We start from the raw sequence: 18,317 nt of genomic DNA, 5'->3' as shown, positions 1-18,317 counted from the left end.
TATCGGCTCAAAGCCCCCTGGTCAAGGCATCCGCGGGAACTTTCCCGAAAGATTTCCCCTTTCCCCATAAAAAGCGGCCCGCCCAAAAATCGGCGGGCCGGCTGCACATCATGAACCTTCTTCCGGCGCGGACGGGGCTTCGCCGTGTGCCCGCTGCGCTTCGCGTTTGCGGGTGGCGCGGCCAATGAGGATATAAACGATGGCAAAGACCGGCGTGCCAAGCACCATGCCCGGGACCCCAAAGAGCCCGCCGCCGACCGTCACCGCGAACAGTACCCAGATGGGGGACAATCCCACCGAATTGCCAATAATCCGCGGCGCGAGAATGTTCCCGTCGATCTGCTGGACAACCACCACAAACAGGATGTACCAGAGCGCCCGCACCGGGCTGACCATGAAGATGATGATCACGCCGGGCACCGCGCCGATGAACGGCCCGAAAAAGGGGATCACATTCGTGATTCCCATGACCACACCGATCAGCATTGCGTACGGAAAACGGAAGATGGTCAGGCCGATGACGCTCACCACACCGACAATCAGCGCGTCAAGCAGCTGGCCGGTGACATAATTTGAAAAGGTCTGCGAAGCGATCTTAGCAGTCTCCGCGACCGTACCGGACGCTTTTTCCGGCAGGAAGGCGCGGTTCAGGCGGGAAAGCTGGGAGAGCAGCTTTTCCTTGCTGAGCAGCAGGTAGATCGAAACGATCAGCCCGATGACGAAATTGAAGACGCCCCCGCCCACCGAGGCGAGCAGATCAAGCATTTGCGGGACCATCTTGAGCAGCTGCGGAATGAAAGCCAGCATCTGGCCAACCAGGGTATTGAACCACTGGGAAATTTCATCCCAGACCGCCTGGTCAAGGTTCAACTCAAGCGACAGCCGCTCCGCAATCTGCTGCAGTGAAATGAGGTACCCCGGAATGCTGTTGCCCAGCTGGGTGAGGCTCGTTGCCAGCTGCGGCACCACAACGGTGACAAGCACCGAAATGCCTGCTGCCATCAGGAGGTAGGTACAGAGGATCGAAAGCGGGCGCGCAAGCCCGCGCAGCTTTTTATTTTGATGATGGGCAAAACCCTTAAAGAGCTTTTCAAAGGTCATCACCACGCCGTCCAGAATGAAGGCAATCACCAGCCCAATGATAAACGGCGTAAGCAGCCCGATCACTGTGCTGAGCAGGCCGGAAAGCCGGTGCAGGTTGCTCAGCCCCAGGTAAAGCACCACCGTGAATGCCGATACCATGCAATAGCCCTTGATTTTCTGGGAGTCCAAATTCGTTTCACTCCTGTCCATGTTCATTTTCTTCCAACTGCGGCCCAGGCCGGACAGTGCCGTCCGCGATCATGACGCCCGCCAGAATCAATGCCGCGCCAAGCAGCATCAGAATGGTAATCCGTTCCCGCAGAACAATGACCGAAGCGATCATCGTGACCATCGGGTTAAGATAGACAAAATTGTTGGCCCTGACCGCTCCAAGGCCGCGTACCACATGGTACCACAACACATAGCAGAGCGACGACGCCACCAGTCCCAGGAACAACAGGTTTCCCCAGACCACCGGTTCGCGCAGCACCGTGGGTTCAAACGGCCGCGGGTCGGCGGCTAGACAGGGGAGCATCGTAAGGATCGAATAAAAAAAGATCCTGCGGGTGAGGTGGACCGGCGGATACCGGGTATGTATCTTCCGAAGCAGCACTGTGTAAAACGCCCAGGAAAGCGCGGCCCCAACCGCCAGCAGATCACCGGCGGGGGAGAGCTTCAGAATGAAATGGCCATTGCCTACCACCAGGAAAATTCCACACATGGCGCAAAGAAATCCCAGAAGCTGGCTGCGGGAAAATTTTTCATCCCGGGTAAAAAGATGCGCCACCAGCGCCGTGAGGATTGGCGCGGCCGAAACAAGCAGGCTGACGTTTGAAGCCTGGGTGAAGGAAAGCGCAAAATTTTCTGCTAAAAAATAGAGGGTGCTCCCGCAAAGCGCCGCACCCAAGCAAAGAAGTTCCATCCGCCAGCCCTCTGACGGATGGATACGCGGGTAGATAAGCAAAAGCCCCGCGTATGCAATCAGATATCGCAGCACCATGATCTGAACCGGGGACAGGCTTTCCAAAAGCACCTTGGTAGAGACAAAGGTCGTTCCCCAAAAGAAGATGGTGATCAGCGCCAGCAGGATATAGAACTGTTGTTTCTTCATGAAGGATCTAATCCCATTCCGCCTGAAAATTTACAGCCATCATGCCTGGCTGGAGGAAAAATTGTTCCAGAAATCCTTCTGATCGAGGATCTCACCCAACTGGGTGAACAGCACAAGCCCCGCCAGCACAAGCGCTGCCGCGGCCGCCGCCAGGATGGTCCGTCTTGTCCTGCGCCTATGCTGGCGCGCTTTGTCACGCGCCTTATGAAAATCAATGATGTTGGGGTCACGGTCACGATCGGCGCCGCTGCGCTCAGTCCTCATCGCAGAAAACCATCCGCCAAATGAGATAAACATAAGACGCCACGGCGGCGGCCCAGATGAAAGGCGCCAGCTTTCTGCAGGCTTTCGCCCAGTACATGCCGATCAGAGCACCGATTGAAAGCAGGCAAATCTTGAATACAGCCACATCCGATACGGTGAAGCGTTTCCAGCGGTCCATTCCCCAGCCAACAAAACTTTTGATTGCCAACATTGAAAACACCTCCGTCAATGCCGCGATGAACAAGCTTCTTACAATTTGAGTTTATCATAAAGAGACAGGCATATCAAATATAATTTGTAAATATCCGCATTCCCGGGTATAATTTTTCTATAAAGGGGGCTTTTGCGCGCTGCCGGCGCAAAAGCGGCTGCCCGACTGGCCGCCCCATAATTACGTTCAGACATTTGGAGGACAGGAACATGGAAAAAAACACCCTGCGCGTCGGGATGCGTAACGTCAAAACCGCGCTGGCGATTTTTGTCTGCCTGCTGCTTTATCAGTTTGTCCCGGGCAATGCGTCCTATGCATGTATCGCCGCGCTCATCGCCATGCAGTCAACGCTTGAAGAATCCTGGTCCCAGGGGCGCAACCGCCTGCTCGGGACGTTTATCGGCGGAATCTTTGGCGCGGCCTTCGCTTCGCTGCAGATTGCCGCCCGACTGCCGTTTTGGCGGATTGTGGCCATTTCGGCCGGTGTCACCGTCCTCATCTTCCTTTTGAACCTGATCGGCAAGCGCGGGGCAATTGTCATGGGCTGCGTCACCTACCTGGTGATTGTGCTTTCCCCGGCAGAAGGCAGCGTCTGGCTCTATTCGCTGTCGCGCGCGGTGGATAACGCCATCGGAATCCTGGTCGCGATCGGGATCAACCTTTCGATCCGGCCGCCCAAAAATCCGGACAGCTCCGAATCGGATGAAACGGCACAGGAACCACCCGAAACTCCGGACGCGGACAGCCGGGAGTCCGACCCAAAGGCTTGACGCAATAAAAAAAGCAGGATGCTTTCCCATCCTGCCCGGCATATCGTTTTTTCATTCCCGCGACGCGTTTTCCAACAGGTGACGAACAATGGCCTCCTTGGCCAGCGCCGCTGTTAAAAAGTCCTCTTTGCTTCGGGTGATATACTGAGCCGCTTCCCGGAAGTCCTGCACAGTAAACTGTTCTTCGGAAAGCGACAGAATCTGATCCGCCTGTTTCGGGGTGATGGCCGCCATTGGAAGATCCGACAGATACTGGCATCCCAGCAGGTTTGTCAGGTGCTCAAGGAGCCCCATACCGGTTCACCTCACATTTTCATCACTACTGTAGAAAGTGTATCATATATTTCGCCAAAAATCAACAATAATAACTATAAATAAATCTATAAGTATCTGTATATATTTAGTTATCGCTCTTAAAATAAAGCCGGGTGATAGTTATGGGTGTTGATTATTCCGCCATCGGCCGACGGATGAAACAAAAGCGCAAACAGGCGGGAATGACACAGGATAACCTTGCGGAGAAGCTTTCCGTTTCAGTGGGGTATATCAGCCAGATGGAGCGCGGCGTCACCAAAATCAGCTTGGAAACGCTGTCGCGGATTGCCGTAGCGCTGGATTGTGATATCACTGAGCTCATCAGCGGGGTTTCCCTGCGGGAAGATAACTATCTGCACGAAGAGATCGAAAATGCTTGTCACAGGCTGGGCCCTCACCAGCGCCAGCTTCTTTTGGAAATCGCGGACGTCATCGCAAAATATTAAAAAAGGCGGGCGGCTTGAAGCCGCCCGCCTTTTTTACGTTTCAGCCAGAAAAGACGCGCTCCCAGTCAAAATCACCGGAAACGTCCCGGCTCACCGGCCAGTCAGCGCACCAAGCGGGGACGCGCGGGCATTCCACCCGGTCAATGCTGGGCGTATAGGGTTTCAGATCCAGCACCGGGCTGCCATCCTGCGCATCGATATAGTCCAGCCCAATCCTGCCTGCCTTCAGATCCAGACAGGTAATTGCGGCGCAGGACAAGGCCACCGGATTCGGCCGGCGTGGGGAACGGGTGGCAAATACGCCCAGCCGGTCCGGACCAGCCCGGTATGGGGCGCGTTCCAAAAGGGTCGCGCGCGCGTCCGGACCTTCGCACTGGTCGAACCACCAGAGCACCTGGATATGGCTGAAGCCCTCCAGTCCCTCCATCGCCGGACGATACATTTCATCCAGCAAAACTTCCATTCCGTCCGCATGGGTCACAACCCTGCCAATGGGATACAGTTCTTTTGTTTCCATAAATAAAGCCTTCTTTCCGGTTTATTTACGGCGCCGTAATTCCATTATAGCAGGCGTTTTGGATACTAAAAGCCCTTTTTACAAAAAAACAGCGGCGCCCGCATGTTTGCGGACGCCGTTTTGTTTTTAGAATCTGTCCTTCGGGACATAGGAGGTATGCAGCACTTCGTGCGCGGTATGCGAACCGAACTCCCCAAAATATTCCTCGTAGATCTTGAGCAGCGAGGGGTTCTCGTGGGATTTGCGCATCGGCATATTCTCATCCGCATCGTAGAGCGCTTTGGCGCGCAGCGCCTTCAGGTCCACGAAGTTGCGCACGCTCGCCGGCTGTACCGGCTGGCCGCCGCCGTTGACGCAGCCGCCCGGGCAGGCCATAATTTCAACGAAATGCCACGGGGCTTCGCCGGAGCGAATCTTTTCCATGATGACCTTTGCGTTCGCAAGACCGGACGCAACCGCAACCTTGACTTCGAGGTCGCCCACCTGATAGGTGGCTTCCTTGATACCGTCGGTGCCGCGGACTTCCTGGAACTTGACATCGCCGAGCGGTTTGCCGCCAACCCATTCTGCCGCGGTGCGCAGCGCCGCTTCCATAACGCCGCCGGTCGCGCCGAAGATGACCGCCGCGCCGGTCGATTCGCCCAGCGGGCTGTCAAACTGCTCATCCGGCAGATCATTGAACTGAATGCCCGCACGATTGATCATCCGCGCAAGTTCGCGGGTGGTCAGGGAAACGTCCACATCGGGCACGCCCGCGGCGTCCTCGTCCGGACGTTTGACCTCGGACTTTTTCGCGGTGCAGGGCATGATACCCACTACATAGATATCCTTCGGGTCCCAACCCATCTTTTTCGCGTACCAGGTCTTGACCGTGGCGCCGAACATCTGCTGCGGCGATTTGCAGGTCGACAGGTGCGCCAGCTGGTCGGGGAAGTAGTGCTCGCAGTAGTTGACCCAGCCCGGCGAGCAGGAGGTGATCATCGGCAGCACGCCGCCGCCCGTCACGCGCTCAACAAACTCATGGGCTTCTTCGACGATGGTCATGTCGGCCGCGAGGTCGGTGTCGAACACCTTCTCGAATCCGAGTCGGCGCAGGGCTGCGACCATCTTGCCTTCAACATTGGTGCCAACCGGATTGCCGAACGCTTCGCCCAGAGTGGCGCGGATCGAAGGCGCGGTCTGCACAATGACATGTTTTTGGGGATCGCCCAGCGCATCCCAGACCTCCTGGGTCTGATCCTTCTCCGCGATGGCGCCGGTCGGGCAGACGACGATACACTGTCCGCAGGAAACGCAGGCCACCTCATCGAGGTTCTGCTCGAACGCGCAGCCGATATGGGTGTTGAAACCGCGCTCGTTCGGGCCGATGACCCCGATGCCCTGCCATTTGGCGCAGGCAGCCACGCAGCGGCGGCAGAGAATGCATTTGTTGTCATCGCGGAACATATGCACCGCGGAATCGTCCACCGGATAGGTGGGGTTGATGCCGGCGTATTTATCCTGGTCGTCAACCTTGAAGTCGTGGCAGAGCTTCTGCAGTTCGCAGTTGTCCGCGCGCACGCAGGTCAGGCACTCCTTCTTGTGGGTCGAGAGGATCAGCTCCAGGGTGGTTTTGCGGGCTTCAAACACCTTCTGGGAGTTGGTGGTGATCTCCATGCCCTCCGAAACCGGGTACACGCAGGCGGTCACAAGGGTCCTTGCGCCCTTGACTTCGACAACACAGATCCGGCAGGCGCCGATCTCGTTGATCTCCTTGAGGTAGCACAGGGTGGGAATCTGAATGCCGGCACTTCTTGCGGCTTCGAGAATTGTACTATTCTTCGGCACGGACAAGGGCATACCGTTAATTTTGATATTTACCATTTCCATCTTTAGGTACACTCCTTTCTTATTTCTTCACAATCGCGCCGAATTTACATTTCTCAATGCAGGCGCCGCATTTGATGCACTTCTGCTGGTCGATGACGTGCGCTTCCTTGACCTTGCCGGAAATCGCGCCCACCGGGCACTGGCGCGCGCAGAGCGTGCAACCTTTGCACTTATCCGCGTCGATCGAGTAGCTCAGCAGATGTTTGCACACATGCGCGGGGCAGACTTTGTCCACGACATGCGCTTCGTATTCGTCGCGGAAATAGCGCAGGGTGGAAAGCACCGGGTTCGGAGCGGTCTGGCCGAGTCCGCACAGGGCGTTTTCCTTGATGTAGTAGCAGAGTTTTTCCATCTTGTCGAGATCCTCCAGGGTACCCTGTCCCTTGGTGATCTTATCAAGCATCTCATAAAGGCGCTTGGTGCCGATGCGGCACGGCGCGCACTTGCCGCAGCTCTCGTCGACGGTGAACTCGAGGAAAAACTTGGCGATATCGACCATACAGTTGTCCTCGTCCATGACGATGAGTCCGCCCGAACCCATCATTGAACCGATGGCGATCAGGTTGTCATAGTCGATCTCAACGTCCATCTTGGAGGCCGGGATACATCCGCCGGAAGGCCCGCCGGTCTGCGCCGCTTTGAACTTTTTGCCATTGGGAATGCCGCCGCCGATTTCCTCGATGATCTCCCGCAGGGTGGTGCCCATCGGGATTTCAACAAGACCGGTGTTGTGAATCTTTCCGCCGAGCGCGAAAACCTTGGTGCCCTTCGATTTTTCAGTACCCATCGAGGCGAACCAATCGGCGCCCTTCAGGATGATCTGCGGGATGTTCGCGTAGGTCTCAACGTTGTTGAGGACCGACGGTTTCGCGAACAGGCCCTTGACCGCCGGGAACGGCGGACGCGGACGCGGTTCGCCGCGGTGGCCCTCGATCGAGGTCATCAGCGCGGTTTCCTCGCCGCAGACGAACGCACCCGCGCCAAGGCGGATGTCGATGTCGAAATCAAATCCGGAGTCGAAGATGTTTTTGCCGAGCAGTCCCATCTCGCGCGACTGGCCGATGGCGATTTCCAGCCGCTTGACCGCGATCGGATACTCCGCGCGGACATATATGTAACCCTGGTTTGCGCCGATCGCGTAACCGGCAATCGTCATCGCCTCAAGCAGCGCGTGCGGGTCGCCTTCGAGCACCGAACGGTCCATGAACGCGCCCGGGTCGCCTTCGTCGGCATTGCAGCAGACATATTTCTGGTCGTTGACCGAAGCCTTTGCGAACGCCCATTTGCGTCCGGTCGGGAAGCCCGCGCCGCCGCGGCCGCGCAGCCCGGATTTGGTGATGACGTCGATGACGTCGTCCGGGGTCATCTCAGTGAGCACTTTGCCCAGCGCCTGATAGCCGTCATATGCGATGTATTCGTTGATGTCCTCGGGGTCGATCACGCCGCAGTTTCTGAGCGCGACGCGTTTCTGCTTTTTATAAAAGTCGGTGTCACTCAGCGACTTGATGGTGTCCTCCTGGACGGTCTCGGTGTAGAGCAGACGCTTGACGATACGTCCTTTGAGCAGGTGCTCCTCGACGATCTCGCGCACGTCCTCCGCGTTGACCCGGGAATAGAACGAGCCCTCCGGATAGACGATGACGACCGGGCCGAGCGCGCACAGGCCGAAGCAGCCGGTTTTGACAACCTTGACTTCGTTTTCAAGGCCTTTTTCTTTCAGTTCGTCCTCAAAGGCACGGATGACCTTTGCGGAGCCGGAGGAAGTGCAACCTGTACCTCCGCAAACCAGAACATGGGAACGATACATGATGTGTCTCCTCCTTCATTTATGCTTTCTGCGCGACAGCGCCGATGGTGTATTCGGTCATGACGTTGCCGTTTACCAGATGGTTCGCAACCACCTGCGCAGCTTTTTCCGCAGTCATTTTTACATAGGTGACCTTTTCCTTGCCGGGTTCCATGATCTCCACAACCGGCTCATACTGACAGATGCCGATACAGCCGGTCTGTGCGATGGTGACGTTCTGGAGATTGCGTTTGGCGACCTCCTCGGTGAACGCCTGCAACACAGGGCGTGCGCCCGCGGCGATTCCGCAGGTTGCCATGCCGACCACGACACGGGTGTTGCCTGTGTCATCCTCCCGGATGCCCATATTGCTTTTCACTTTGTCCCTGAGAGCTTGAAGCTCCGCTAAACTTTTCATAATCTGTTATCCTCCATCCACAAATACGCTTATTGCCTGGTTATCCATTCCCCTGGATTTCCGTCATGTTCTCCCGGATGAACGAACTGATGAATCCCACCACTTCCGGATTGGAAAGCGGCACGCCCGCGAGCACCTGCCGGAACTCCCGTGTATCCGCCGCAAATGCCTGTTCCCCGCGGCGGTAGGTATAGACGAAATCAATATCCGGATTGCACTGAACCAGCGAGCTGATTGTCCCCGCCATGTCCCCCAAGGGCATCCGGTCGATGTGGGTCAGCCCAAATGTGGCTGTTACCGTCGTCCCCACATTCACTTTGGAGTCGATTGCAAGCGTCCCGCCCGTCATCTCCGCCGCCATTTTGAGAAACGGCACGCCCAGCCCGACCTTTCTGGTCGTGCGGGTGGTAAAAAACGGGTCGATCACTTTATGTACCTGTTCGGCGCTCATCCCACAGCCGTTGTCCGCGATCGTGATGGTGAGAAGGTCTTTCCCTGGCTGTTCATCCACCGTGATTTCAATGAGATCCGCCTTTGCGCGCACCGAATTCTGCGCGATATCCAGCACATTCAGCGACAGTTCCTGCATCACGCTCAGGCGCCGTATTTCGCCAGGATCGAATCGATCTCATCAACCGTCAGCCGGCCATAGACCTCATCGTCGATCATCATGACCGGAGCAAGCCCGCATGCGCCGACACAGCGGCAGGCGTCCAAACTGAATTTTCCGTCCGGAGTGCATCCGCCGCTCGAAATCCCGAGCTTCTCTGAGAGCTTGTTGAAGATATCGCCCGCGCCCTTGACATAGCAGGCCGTTCCCAGGCAGACCGAAATCTTGTGCTCGCCCTTCGGGTTGAGGGTGAACTGCGCGTAGAATGTGGCCACGCCGTAGATCTCTTCCAGCGGAATATCCATGCCTTCGGAAATCATCTTCTGCACTTCGATTGGCAGATAGCCATAGATCTCCTGCGCACCCTGCATCACCGGCATGAGCGCTCCCTTTTCTCCCCTGTGCTGTGCCATGAGCGCCTTGAGCTTCTCTTCCTGTTCCGGCGTCCCTTTGAAAGGTACGACCGTTTTGGTGTTCGCCATCTAGTCTTTACCTCCTTGAATAATTGGCGGTGCGCGCACCGGATATCATATAAAAACTCCTCCGGAAACCGCGGCCGGGAATTGGCCGAATCACAGGTGTCCGCGGGAACGACATCAGGATATCCATACAGGCAAACATTGCCTACGCGCACGCATCCAGCTTAATTGTTACAATTATAACAGATATTGATATGGCCGTCCAGATCTTTTACATGTTTTTCTGTTGGAAAAATACAAAATATTTGTGGTGTTTTTTCTTTATTCGGCGTTAATGCCAAAATATTTTTGAGCAGCCATGTATATTTTTTATTGCTCCGCAATCCAAAATGGCCGTGCGGCTCTGCCGCGGCCGTTTTGATTTTCATGCGCCGGCTTTTTCACCCGCTTTCCCACAAAATACATCGTGGGCGCGTGCAGATTATACAGCTTTTGAAAACCCGATTGGTGCCGTTTATCCATTGCACAAAATTAAACAAAATGTTATAATGCAGGGGTAAATATTTGTCGGAAAGGACAAACAGCCAGCCCCATGCAACATCTTGAAAGGAGTATCCTCTATGACAGTTCAGGATATCAAGGAAATTTTAAAGGCGGACGTCCTCTGTGAGGGCGACGGCCTCGGCGCCGAAGTGCACACCGCCTGCGGCAGCGATATGATGAGCGACGTACTGGCTTTTGTCAAGGACCAGAGCGTGCTGCTCACCGGGCTTGTGAATTCCCAGGTGGTGCGCACCGCCGAAATGATGGACATGGTCTGCATCGTCTTTGTGCGCGGAAAGCAGCCCGACCAGGCGATCATCGACCTCGCGCAGGAACGCGGTATCGCGGTGATGACCACCCCATACCGGATGTTCGCGGCCTGCGGGCTGCTTTACAGCAATGGATTGAGAGGCGGTTGTGAAAGCGATGTCTGAGGTAATCAAGCTCGAATACGACGTGCCCGGCGATGACTTCACCCGTGCGGGCGAGGCCTCCAGCGACGTCAAGGCGGTGCTCAAAAAGCTGGGCCTGCATTCGAACGTGGTGCGCAAGGTAGCCATTGCGATGTATGAAGGGGAAATCAACATGGTCATCCATGGCGGCGGCGGGCATATCACGGTGGAGATTTCCCCCGAATGCATCACCATGTCTCTGGTCGACCACGGCCCCGGCATCAAGGACATCAGCCTTGCCATGCAGGAAGGCTGGTCCACCGCGCCCGAAAGCGTGCGCAACCTTGGGTTCGGCGCAGGTATGGGACTGCCCAATATGAAAAAATACAGCGATGAGATGGAGATACAAAGCGTAGTGGGAGAAGGCACCACCGTGGACATGAAGGTTCACGTGGCCTAGACCCCGGCGCCATCCCAACGCTCCTGTGAAGGAGATTGCGATGAACAAGGCAAATTTTTTCCATTCGGTGACGCTCGACCGTGACAAATGCCACGGCTGCATCAACTGTGTCAAACGCTGCCCGACCGAAGCGATCCGGGTGCGGGAAGGTAAGGCGCGCATCATCAAGGAGCGCTGCATCGACTGCGGCGAGTGCATCCGCGTCTGCCCGCACCACGCGAAACAGGCCATCTTTGACCCGCTTTCGGTCATGGATACCTATAAATACAAGGTGGCGCTCCCCGCGCCCGCCCTCTATGGGCAGTTCAACAACCTTGACGACATCGACATCATCCTCGGCGCTTTGCAGATGATGGGGTTCGACGAGGTGTTTGAGGTCGCGCGGGCGGCCGAGCTCGTTTCGGACGCAACCCGCAAATATATGGCCCGGCCCGATGTCAAGCGGCCGGTCATTTCCTCCGCCTGTCCGGCTGTCCTGCGGCTCATCCGGGTGCGCTTCCCGGAACTCATTGACAACGTCCTGCCGCTGCACGCGCCCATCGAGGTTGCCGCGCGGCTCGCGCGCAAAGCGGCGATGGAAAAGACCGGCTTCGCGCCGGAGGAGATCGGCGTCATCTTCATCAGCCCCTGCCCGGCCAAGGTGACGGCTGTCAAGATGCCGCTCGGAGCGGAAAAAAGCGCGGTCGACGCGGTGATCGCCATCCGCGAGGTCTACCCGAAGCTCATCTCGCTGATGAAAAACGTCCCGCAGACGGTCGATCTGACCCAGGCTGGCCGGATGGGCATCGGCTGGGGCAGCAGCGGGGGAGAGGCGGCAGCCGCTCTCAAGGAGCGGTATCTGGCCGCCGACGGGATCGAAAACGTCATCCGCGTCCTCGAGGATCTCGAGGACGAGAAGTTCTACGACCTCGATTTCGTCGAGCTCAACGCCTGTTCCGGCGGCTGCGTCGGCGGCGTGCTGACCGTCGAGAACCCGTATGTCGCCAAAGCCAAGCTCAAACGTATCCGCAAATACCGTCCGGTTTCCTGCAACCATCTGCCGGACGACGAAATCTCCCCTTATCAGTGGGACGCGCCGGTCGAATACGAGCCGGTGCTCGAGCTCGATGAGAACTTCAAGGTCGCGATGGAAAAGATGAACAAGATGCGCGAGATCGAAGGCCGGCTCTACGGCATGGACTGCGGCTCTTGCGGCGCGCCGTCCTGCAAGGCGCTGGCCGAGGATATCGTGCGCGGGTTTTCCACTGAGGAGGCCTGCATCTTCAAGCTGCGCGACGAAATGCGTGCCATGGCGGAGGGCCTCTCCCGGCTCTCGAAATTCATGCCGCGTCCCTCCGAGGCGGTGGATGACGAACAGAACGACAAATGAGGTGATCGGATGACGGTACAACAGGCGGCGCAGAAGCTGGGGCTTTCGGTCCTGTCCGGAGGCGAGGCGCTCGGACGGGAAATCGAATGCGTCTACTGCTGCGATTTATTGAGTTTTGTGATGGGACGCGCCCCGGCGGACAGCGCTTGGGTGACGGTGATGGGGAATGTCAACGCGATGGCTGTGGCGCTTTTGGCCGATGTGGCCTGTGTGGTGCTGGCCGAAGGCGCGCAGTTCGACGACGAAGCGAAACAGAAAGCCGAACAGAACGACATCGCGGTGCTTGCCTCACCGCGGCCGGTTTACGATACGGCAAGGGAGATCGACCGGGAGCTCCATCCGTGAAGCCGGTTTTCTACGATCTGCACATCCATTCCTGTCTGTCGCCCTGCGGCGACAACGACATGACCCCCAACAACATCCTGAACATGTCGCTTTTGAAGGAACTGGACCTGATCGCGCTGACCGACCACAACTCCTGCAAAAACTGCCCGGCGATCCTGAAGGCTGCCGAGGGCAGCGGCCTTCAGGTGCTGCCCGGCATGGAGCTGACCACAGCGGAGGAAATCCATGTGGTCTGTCTGTTTCCCACGCTCGAAAACGCCATGGCGTTCGATTCCTATGTGTACGAACGGCTCGCGGACATCGACAATGAGCCGTCCATTTTCGGCGACCAGTTCATCCTGGATGAAAACGATGCGGTCGCGGGCAGTGTAAAAAAGCTCCTGGTCAATGCGACCACGATCGAAATTTCCGACGTGCCCGCGCTGGTGCAGTCCTACGGCGGGCTTTGTTACCCGGCGCATGTCGACCGCAATTCCTACAGCGTGCTCTCGAACCTGGGTTTCATCCCGCCGGAATGCGGCTTTCGCACGCTTGAGGTTGCCAAGCCGGACATTTTTTTCGGGGACGGCGCACATGCCGATCTCAAGGAAGGGTATTATATTGTCACAAGCTCTGACGCGCATTATTTGGAGGATATCGCCGAACGCGAGCGCTGCATCCATCTGGAGACGGTTGACTTCGCGGGACTGGCGGCAAGGCTTTTATGAAAATACGTAAATTTGAAATCGTCCTCATCGCCGCACTGCTCGTTGCCTGCGCGGCGTGGGGATTTTATCTGTACCGGCCGCGCGGCGGCGACACGATCGCGGTGATTACAGCGGATTCCCAGGAAGTCCGGCGGATCGATCTCGCACACGCAAAGGATGAGGTTTTCACACTGAAAGGAAAGCCGGTCAGTTTTGAGGTGCTGGACGGGAAGATCCGTTTTGTGAACGTGACCTGCCCGGACCACATCTGTGAGAAGGCGGGCTGGTGCGAAAGCCCGGGCGACCGGGCGGTCTGCATGCCCAACCGGGTGACGCTCGTCTGTTACCCGCGCGACGAATTGAATTGATCGGCGAGCCGGTCCCGGACAAAAGTTTCGATCAAACCTTTTCAAAGGTTTGCCGGGGGCGCGGGGGACGGCGTCCCCCGCAGCCTGGCGCCGCGGCGCCCACTGCAAGCGAGAGAGGGGTTTGGGGAGCCGGGGCACGCGGCTCCCCATTCCCGATCCGGTTCCGATTGATACGAAACGTAAAAAGCGGCCGGACGGCATACGCCGTCCGGCCGCTGGTTTTTGCCTGTGGAATCGGAAAGGTCCGGGGGGATTTTTCTTGTAAATCCCCCCGGACCCCCAAATACGCTTACAGCAGGGCCGCGGGCCCAAACAGGATTCCGCGCTTTGCGAAGCGCGGCGCGGGGACGCCGTCCCCGCGACCCCCGCAACCTTTGAAAAGGTTGACGAAACATTTGATTTGGTTTACTTCTTTTTGGCGATCGCTTCTTTCGCCTTCGCGGCGATCTTCTCCGGCGTGAGGCCGTAGGCCTGCATCACCAGCGGCGCTTTGCCCGAACGGCCGAACTGATCCTCCACACCGTGCTTGACCACCGGAACCGGGCAGTTCTCCGAAAGGAATTCGCTCACCGCGCTGCCAAGCCCACCAATCACATTGTGCTCTTCACTCGTCACAATGCAGCCGGTCTCCCGGGCCGCCTTGAGCAGCATTTCGGTATCAAGGGGCTTTATCGTGTGCATGTCGATCACGCGCGCCGAAACGCCTTCCGCCTTGAGCAGGTCTGCGGCTTTGAGCGCCTCCTGCACCATCATGCCAATGGCGATAATCGTGACATCCGACCCATCCACCAGCTGTACGCCCTTGCCGATTTCAAAGTGATAGCCTGGGATTGTGTCGGTCACCGTTTCGACCGCCAGTCGCCCAAGGCGCATATAGACCGGCCCTTCATAGCTCATGAGCGCCTCCACAGCGGCGGTCATTTCGTTGCCGTCGCAGGGGCAGAGCACCGTCATACCAGGGATTACCCGCATCAGTGCGAAATCCTCGCAGCACTGGTGGGTAGCGCCGTCCTCACCGACCGAAAGGCCGCCGTGTGAACCGACCACCTTGACGTTCAGGCGCGGATAGCAGACCGAATTGCGCACCTGTTCCCAAGCGCGGCCAGCCGAAAACATCGCGAACGAGTTGACGAACGGGATCTTCCCGCAGGTCGCAAGGCCCGCGGCGATGCCGACCATATCCGCCTCGGCAATGCCGATATTAAAAAATTTATCCGGATATTCCTTGGCGAAGCCATTGGTCATGGTGGCGGCGGAAAGGTCCGCGTCAAGCACCACCAGGTTCGGGTTGAGCCCGCCGAATTTCACAAGCGCCTTTCCGTAGGCCGCGCGCGTTGCAATTACTTCTCCCATCGTTTAACCCTCCAGACCTTTCAAAAATGCTTCAAGTTCCGCCCGCCCCTGTTCATAGAGTTCCTTGCCGGGCGCTTTGCCGTGCCAGCCCGCGTTGTTCTCCATGTAGGAGACGCCCTTGCCCTTGACCGTCCTGGCAAGGATCATGGTCGGCTTGCCTTTTACAGTTTCGGCCTTGTCGAGCGCGCCGGAAATCTCCGCGTAATCGTGGCCGTCGATCTTCAGAACATTCCAGCCGAACGCCTCCCACTTCTTGTCGAGCGGCTCGGAAGGCATGACATCGGCAGTCGCGCCGTCAATCTGCAGGCCGTTCACATCGAGAAATACGCACAGGTTGTCCAGATGGTATTTCGTGGCGGCCATCCCGGCTTCCCAGATCTGGCCTTCTTCCGCCTCGCCGTCGCCCACGGCAGCATACACCCGGTAGGATTTCCCGTCAATCTTTCCGGCCAACGCCATGCCGACCGCCGCGGAAAGGCCCTGTCCCAGCGAGCCGGTGGACATATCCACCCCTTTGACATGCACCATATCCGGATGGCCGGACATATGCCCTTCGATCGAACGGAAGAGCTTCAGATCCTCCGCCGGGAAGTAGCCGCGCAGCGCGAGCGTGGGATAAAGCGCGGGCGTGCAATGCCCTTTGGAGAGCACAAAGCGGTCCCGCTCCGGGTCTCTGGGGTTTTGGGGGTCAATATGCATTTTTTCAAAATAAAGCACCGTCAGAATATCCGCAACCGACAAAGATCCTCCTATGTGCCCGGAAGCAGCGGTATAAACCGCATCCAATGCAGCAAGGCGGATCTTCGTAGCGATAATCTCCAGTTCTTTTGCGCGTTTTTGATCCATAGTGTTCTTCCTTTCCCCTTTCAAACTTCCGTAAACTGGCCGCCGCCTTCCGGCGCCCGTCCCAAATTTCCGTTCTTATCATAATACACATCCCCAAAATAATCAAGAAGGTTCCCATACCGAAAAAACTTCATTCCGGGAATGATTTTCACAAAGATCATTGACTTTTCATGCCAGTCCTGATATAATAATGATCCGTAACTGGGTGTTCCAGTTCTGATAAGGAAGCGTATCGAAGTGGTCATAACGGCCTCGACTCGAAATCGAGTAATCCTGTAAAAGGGACCGTGGGTTCGAATCCCACCGCTTCCGCCAGCAAAGCCTCCGCACAAAAAACTGTGCGGAGGCTTTTTCTCGTTCCGCCTTGGGAAAGGATTCCCCCGTTCCTGCATACACTGTGGTATCCGCGCTTTTCCCGGCGCGGATCGAAAAATATCCCCAAGCGTCGCGGGGCCTGCGCGGATTTAGCCGGGTCCTGCCGCATTTTGACAATTTGGGGAAGGAGGAGGGATATCCATGTATGAAGGCGTGGACACCAGTTCCAACAATAACGGCGGAACCGGCTTGGTCAACTTCGACGCCGTCAGAATCTCCGGGCGCGCGTTCGCCATGGTGCGGGTTGGCTACGGCCTGCGCAGTACCAGTGGCTTTTCGGGTTATATCAGCAAATCTTTTGTGCAGCAGCTCAAGAACGCGCAGGCGGCCGGACTTGATACCGGCGTTTACTGGTACAGCCGCGCGGTAAATGAAGAACAGGCGCGTATCGAGGCAGACGCCTGCCTCAAAGCCATCGCACCATACCAGCTCACCTATCCGGTGGCGTTTGACCAGGAATATGACGGCCAGATCATGGCGCTGACCCGTCAGAAGCGCACCAACATCTGCATCGCATTTCTGGAGGAGGTACGCCGTCAGGGCTACTACCCCATGATGTACGCCTCCAAGGACTGGTATGAAAACTGGATCTATGACAGCCAGCTTCAGAAATACGACCACTGGGTGGCGCAATATGCCGACCGGCTCACCTATCAGGGCGAGACTTCCATCTGGCAGTACAGCGGTTCCGGTTCGATCCCCGGTGTGACCGGCGCGATCGACCTGGATGTGAGCTATAAAGATTACCCCACGATCATCCGGGAAGGCGGTTACAACCATCTCACTCCCGTGGGCACTGACTATAAAGCGCTCTACGAAGCGGAACGCGCGCGCAACCGCGCGCTCATCAGCGGGATGCAGTCACTTATCGACCAGTATCAGGGCTGAAGGAATACAAACGCGGCTTTCGCCTTTTGACGAAAGCCGCGTTTTCTTTTTATGGGGTTCGGGCCAGATAACGGTCACAGAGCCAACGGGCAAAAAAGGCGCTCGCCACCCCCAAAAGAATCCCCGCCGTTATATCGGTGACAAAATGCACCGAAAGATAGACCCGTGAAAACGCGATCAGGCCCGCAAGCGGGTACGCCCACCAGCCGTTTCTGTGGTTCATAAAAAAAAGAGAGGTCGCGCCCGCAAAAGAGGAGGCCGAATGCCCAGAGGGAAACGAAAAACCCGCGGGTTCGGGGATCAGCAGCTGAAAGCCCTCAAGATGGGTAAACGGCCGCGCACGGGCCACCAGATTTTTTAGGAACACCTCGCCGGTGAGATAGCCGGTCAGCAGAGCGATCCCGCAGACCATCCCCCAGCGGCGGGTCCTTTTAAACAGCAGCAAGCAGACGGTAAAAAGAATCCAGATAAAGCCGTTGTCGCCGAGCGTAGTGACAAACGGCAGCACCGCATCCAGAAGCGCCGTGTGCAGATGTGTGTTGATCCAGCCTGTAACGGCCAGATCCGCCTGTAAAAGCCACTCCATCGGTTCTCCTCCTTTCTGTGGAACATTCTAGCACGAAACTTGGAAATTTTGCAACAAACCATGTCGGAAATGTGCTATAATAAGCGCGGGCAATTGGCTTTCTGCCAATTGCCGCCCGCACTAGGCGGGCCCAGTGCAGCTTTGCTGCGCGCCGCGCTTATTGCATCACAGCGGATCCCGGCACAAGCTGGGATCACGCCGCAAAGCGGCGCACAAGCCTGAAAGGCTTGCCGCTGTGCTATAATAAACGCGGATTTGCCGCCAAAGGCGGTATGCGCTTATTTTTG

At 57.1% G+C, this 18,317-nt stretch carries 23 protein-coding genes and 1 tRNA gene; 10 read left to right on the top strand and 14 right to left on the bottom strand.

Annotation, left to right across the window (positions count from 1 at the left end):
* Positions 1–108 precede the first annotated feature (108 nt).
* Genes BN4275_RS07075 through BN4275_RS07060 form a run of 4 tightly spaced genes read right to left on the bottom strand, consistent with a single transcriptional unit; the run spans position 109 to position 2,669 of the window.
* The gene (locus BN4275_RS07075) at positions 109–1,293 is read right to left on the bottom strand and encodes an AI-2E family transporter (protein ID WP_161940188.1); all 1,185 of its coding nucleotides are present in this window, start codon (positions 1,291–1,293) and stop codon (positions 109–111) included.
* Positions 1,280–2,194: a DMT family transporter gene (locus tag BN4275_RS07070; RefSeq protein WP_066455991.1), complete on the bottom strand. Its 915-nt coding sequence runs from the start codon at positions 2,192–2,194 to the stop codon at positions 1,280–1,282. Before BN4275_RS07070 ends, BN4275_RS07075 begins: the two co-directional genes overlap by 14 nt.
* 39 nt (positions 2,195–2,233) lie before the next feature.
* On the bottom strand, positions 2,234–2,458 hold the full coding sequence (locus tag BN4275_RS07065; RefSeq protein ID WP_066455988.1) for a hypothetical protein: 225 nt from the start codon (positions 2,456–2,458) through the stop codon (positions 2,234–2,236).
* Entirely contained in the window at positions 2,448–2,669 is a 222-nt protein-coding gene (locus BN4275_RS07060) for a hypothetical protein (protein ID WP_066455985.1), read from the bottom strand. Before BN4275_RS07060 ends, BN4275_RS07065 begins: the two co-directional genes overlap by 11 nt.
* A gap of 209 nt (positions 2,670–2,878) precedes the next feature.
* Here BN4275_RS07060 and BN4275_RS07055 point away from each other — a divergent pair, with 209 nt between their 5' ends.
* Positions 2,879–3,439 (top strand): FUSC family protein, encoded by a 561-nt coding sequence (locus tag BN4275_RS07055; RefSeq protein ID WP_066455982.1) that lies wholly within the window; start codon positions 2,879–2,881, stop codon positions 3,437–3,439.
* Between the two features lie 51 nt (positions 3,440–3,490).
* On the opposite strand, the gene BN4275_RS07050 is transcribed toward BN4275_RS07055, so the two are convergent.
* Complete coding sequence (locus tag BN4275_RS07050; protein WP_066455976.1) at positions 3,491–3,733, bottom strand: hypothetical protein; 243 nt, start codon at positions 3,731–3,733, stop codon at positions 3,491–3,493.
* Between the two features lie 143 nt (positions 3,734–3,876).
* Between BN4275_RS07050 and BN4275_RS07045 the strand changes: the two genes are divergently transcribed.
* A complete protein-coding gene (locus BN4275_RS07045; RefSeq protein ID WP_066455973.1) occupies positions 3,877–4,200 on the top strand; it encodes a helix-turn-helix domain-containing protein in 324 nt (107 codons plus the stop codon).
* Positions 4,201–4,240: 40 nt separating this feature from the next.
* Here BN4275_RS07045 and BN4275_RS07040 read toward each other — a convergent pair whose 3' ends face one another.
* The 6 genes from BN4275_RS07040 to BN4275_RS07015 all read right to left on the bottom strand — a co-directional run bounded on the left by BN4275_RS07040 (position 4,241) and on the right by BN4275_RS07015 (position 9,882).
* Positions 4,241–4,717 (bottom strand): SAM-dependent methyltransferase, encoded by a 477-nt coding sequence (locus BN4275_RS07040; protein WP_066455970.1) that lies wholly within the window; start codon positions 4,715–4,717, stop codon positions 4,241–4,243.
* Positions 4,718–4,843: 126 nt separating this feature from the next.
* The gene (locus BN4275_RS07035; protein WP_066455964.1) at positions 4,844–6,586 is read right to left on the bottom strand and encodes an NADH-dependent [FeFe] hydrogenase, group A6; all 1,743 of its coding nucleotides are present in this window, start codon (positions 6,584–6,586) and stop codon (positions 4,844–4,846) included.
* A 19-nt stretch (positions 6,587–6,605) separates the two neighbouring features.
* Positions 6,606–8,393: an NADH-quinone oxidoreductase subunit NuoF gene (nuoF, locus tag BN4275_RS07030; RefSeq protein WP_066455961.1), complete on the bottom strand. Its 1,788-nt coding sequence runs from the start codon at positions 8,391–8,393 to the stop codon at positions 6,606–6,608.
* Positions 8,394–8,412: 19 nt separating this feature from the next.
* Positions 8,413–8,790, bottom strand: coding sequence for a (2Fe-2S) ferredoxin domain-containing protein (locus BN4275_RS07025; protein WP_066455959.1), 378 nt, complete (start codon positions 8,788–8,790; stop codon positions 8,413–8,415).
* A 40-nt stretch (positions 8,791–8,830) separates the two neighbouring features.
* A complete protein-coding gene (locus tag BN4275_RS07020; protein WP_207734330.1) occupies positions 8,831–9,379 on the bottom strand; it encodes an ATP-binding protein in 549 nt (182 codons plus the stop codon).
* Positions 9,380–9,384: 5 nt separating this feature from the next.
* Positions 9,385–9,882 carry an NADH-quinone oxidoreductase subunit NuoE family protein gene (locus BN4275_RS07015; RefSeq protein ID WP_066455956.1) on the bottom strand — a complete coding sequence of 166 codons (498 nt, stop codon included), beginning with the start codon at positions 9,880–9,882 and terminating at the stop codon, positions 9,385–9,387.
* Positions 9,883–10,439: 557 nt separating this feature from the next.
* On the opposite strand from BN4275_RS07015, the gene BN4275_RS07005 reads away from it, so the two are divergent.
* From BN4275_RS07005 to BN4275_RS06980, 6 genes are read left to right on the top strand one after another with little or no spacing between them, the layout of a single operon-like run.
* A complete protein-coding gene (locus BN4275_RS07005) occupies positions 10,440–10,796 on the top strand; it encodes a DRTGG domain-containing protein (RefSeq protein WP_066455951.1) in 357 nt (118 codons plus the stop codon).
* The gene (locus tag BN4275_RS07000) at positions 10,789–11,214 is read left to right on the top strand and encodes an ATP-binding protein (RefSeq protein WP_066455949.1); all 426 of its coding nucleotides are present in this window, start codon (positions 10,789–10,791) and stop codon (positions 11,212–11,214) included. The genes BN4275_RS07005 and BN4275_RS07000 overlap by 8 nt, the downstream gene beginning before the upstream one ends.
* Before the next feature lie 40 nt (positions 11,215–11,254).
* Positions 11,255–12,583 carry a [Fe-Fe] hydrogenase large subunit C-terminal domain-containing protein gene (locus BN4275_RS06995; protein WP_066455948.1) on the top strand — a complete coding sequence of 443 codons (1,329 nt, stop codon included), beginning with the start codon at positions 11,255–11,257 and terminating at the stop codon, positions 12,581–12,583.
* 9 nt (positions 12,584–12,592) lie between these two features.
* The gene (locus tag BN4275_RS06990) at positions 12,593–12,928 is read left to right on the top strand and encodes a DRTGG domain-containing protein (protein WP_066455945.1); all 336 of its coding nucleotides are present in this window, start codon (positions 12,593–12,595) and stop codon (positions 12,926–12,928) included.
* Positions 12,925–13,635, top strand: a complete 711-nt coding sequence (locus BN4275_RS06985) for a PHP domain-containing protein (protein WP_066455943.1) — start codon at positions 12,925–12,927, stop codon at positions 13,633–13,635. The genes BN4275_RS06990 and BN4275_RS06985 overlap by 4 nt, the downstream gene beginning before the upstream one ends.
* Positions 13,632–13,982 carry a NusG domain II-containing protein gene (locus tag BN4275_RS06980; RefSeq protein WP_066455940.1) on the top strand — a complete coding sequence of 117 codons (351 nt, stop codon included), beginning with the start codon at positions 13,632–13,634 and terminating at the stop codon, positions 13,980–13,982. The genes BN4275_RS06985 and BN4275_RS06980 overlap by 4 nt, the downstream gene beginning before the upstream one ends.
* Before the next feature lie 405 nt (positions 13,983–14,387).
* Here BN4275_RS06980 and BN4275_RS06975 read toward each other — a convergent pair whose 3' ends face one another.
* Together BN4275_RS06975 and BN4275_RS06970 are read right to left on the bottom strand one after the other, a co-directional pair.
* Positions 14,388–15,335 carry a transketolase family protein gene (locus BN4275_RS06975; RefSeq protein WP_066455937.1) on the bottom strand — a complete coding sequence of 316 codons (948 nt, stop codon included), beginning with the start codon at positions 15,333–15,335 and terminating at the stop codon, positions 14,388–14,390.
* Positions 15,336–15,338: 3 nt separating this feature from the next.
* Complete coding sequence (locus tag BN4275_RS06970) at positions 15,339–16,181, bottom strand: transketolase (protein ID WP_066455935.1); 843 nt, start codon at positions 16,179–16,181, stop codon at positions 15,339–15,341.
* 223 nt (positions 16,182–16,404) lie between these two features.
* Between BN4275_RS06970 and BN4275_RS06965 the strand changes: the two genes are divergently transcribed.
* Together BN4275_RS06965 and BN4275_RS06960 are read left to right on the top strand one after the other, a co-directional pair.
* Positions 16,405–16,496 (top strand) — tRNA-Ser (locus BN4275_RS06965).
* Positions 16,497–16,697: 201 nt separating this feature from the next.
* On the top strand, positions 16,698–17,444 hold the full coding sequence (locus BN4275_RS06960) for a glycoside hydrolase family 25 protein (protein WP_066455932.1): 747 nt from the start codon (positions 16,698–16,700) through the stop codon (positions 17,442–17,444).
* Between the two features lie 49 nt (positions 17,445–17,493).
* Here BN4275_RS06960 and BN4275_RS06955 read toward each other — a convergent pair whose 3' ends face one another.
* Positions 17,494–18,030, bottom strand: coding sequence for a phosphatase PAP2 family protein (locus BN4275_RS06955; RefSeq protein ID WP_066455927.1), 537 nt, complete (start codon positions 18,028–18,030; stop codon positions 17,494–17,496).
* Between the last annotated feature and the right edge of the window lie 287 nt (positions 18,031–18,317).

This window comes from Anaerotruncus rubiinfantis (assembly GCF_900078395.1).
In the GTDB taxonomy this organism is placed as follows: Bacteria; Bacillota; Clostridia; order Oscillospirales; family Ruminococcaceae; genus Anaerotruncus; species Anaerotruncus rubiinfantis.
Note: the sequence above shows the minus strand (reverse complement) of the source record. Positions and strands in the feature narration are given on the sequence as shown.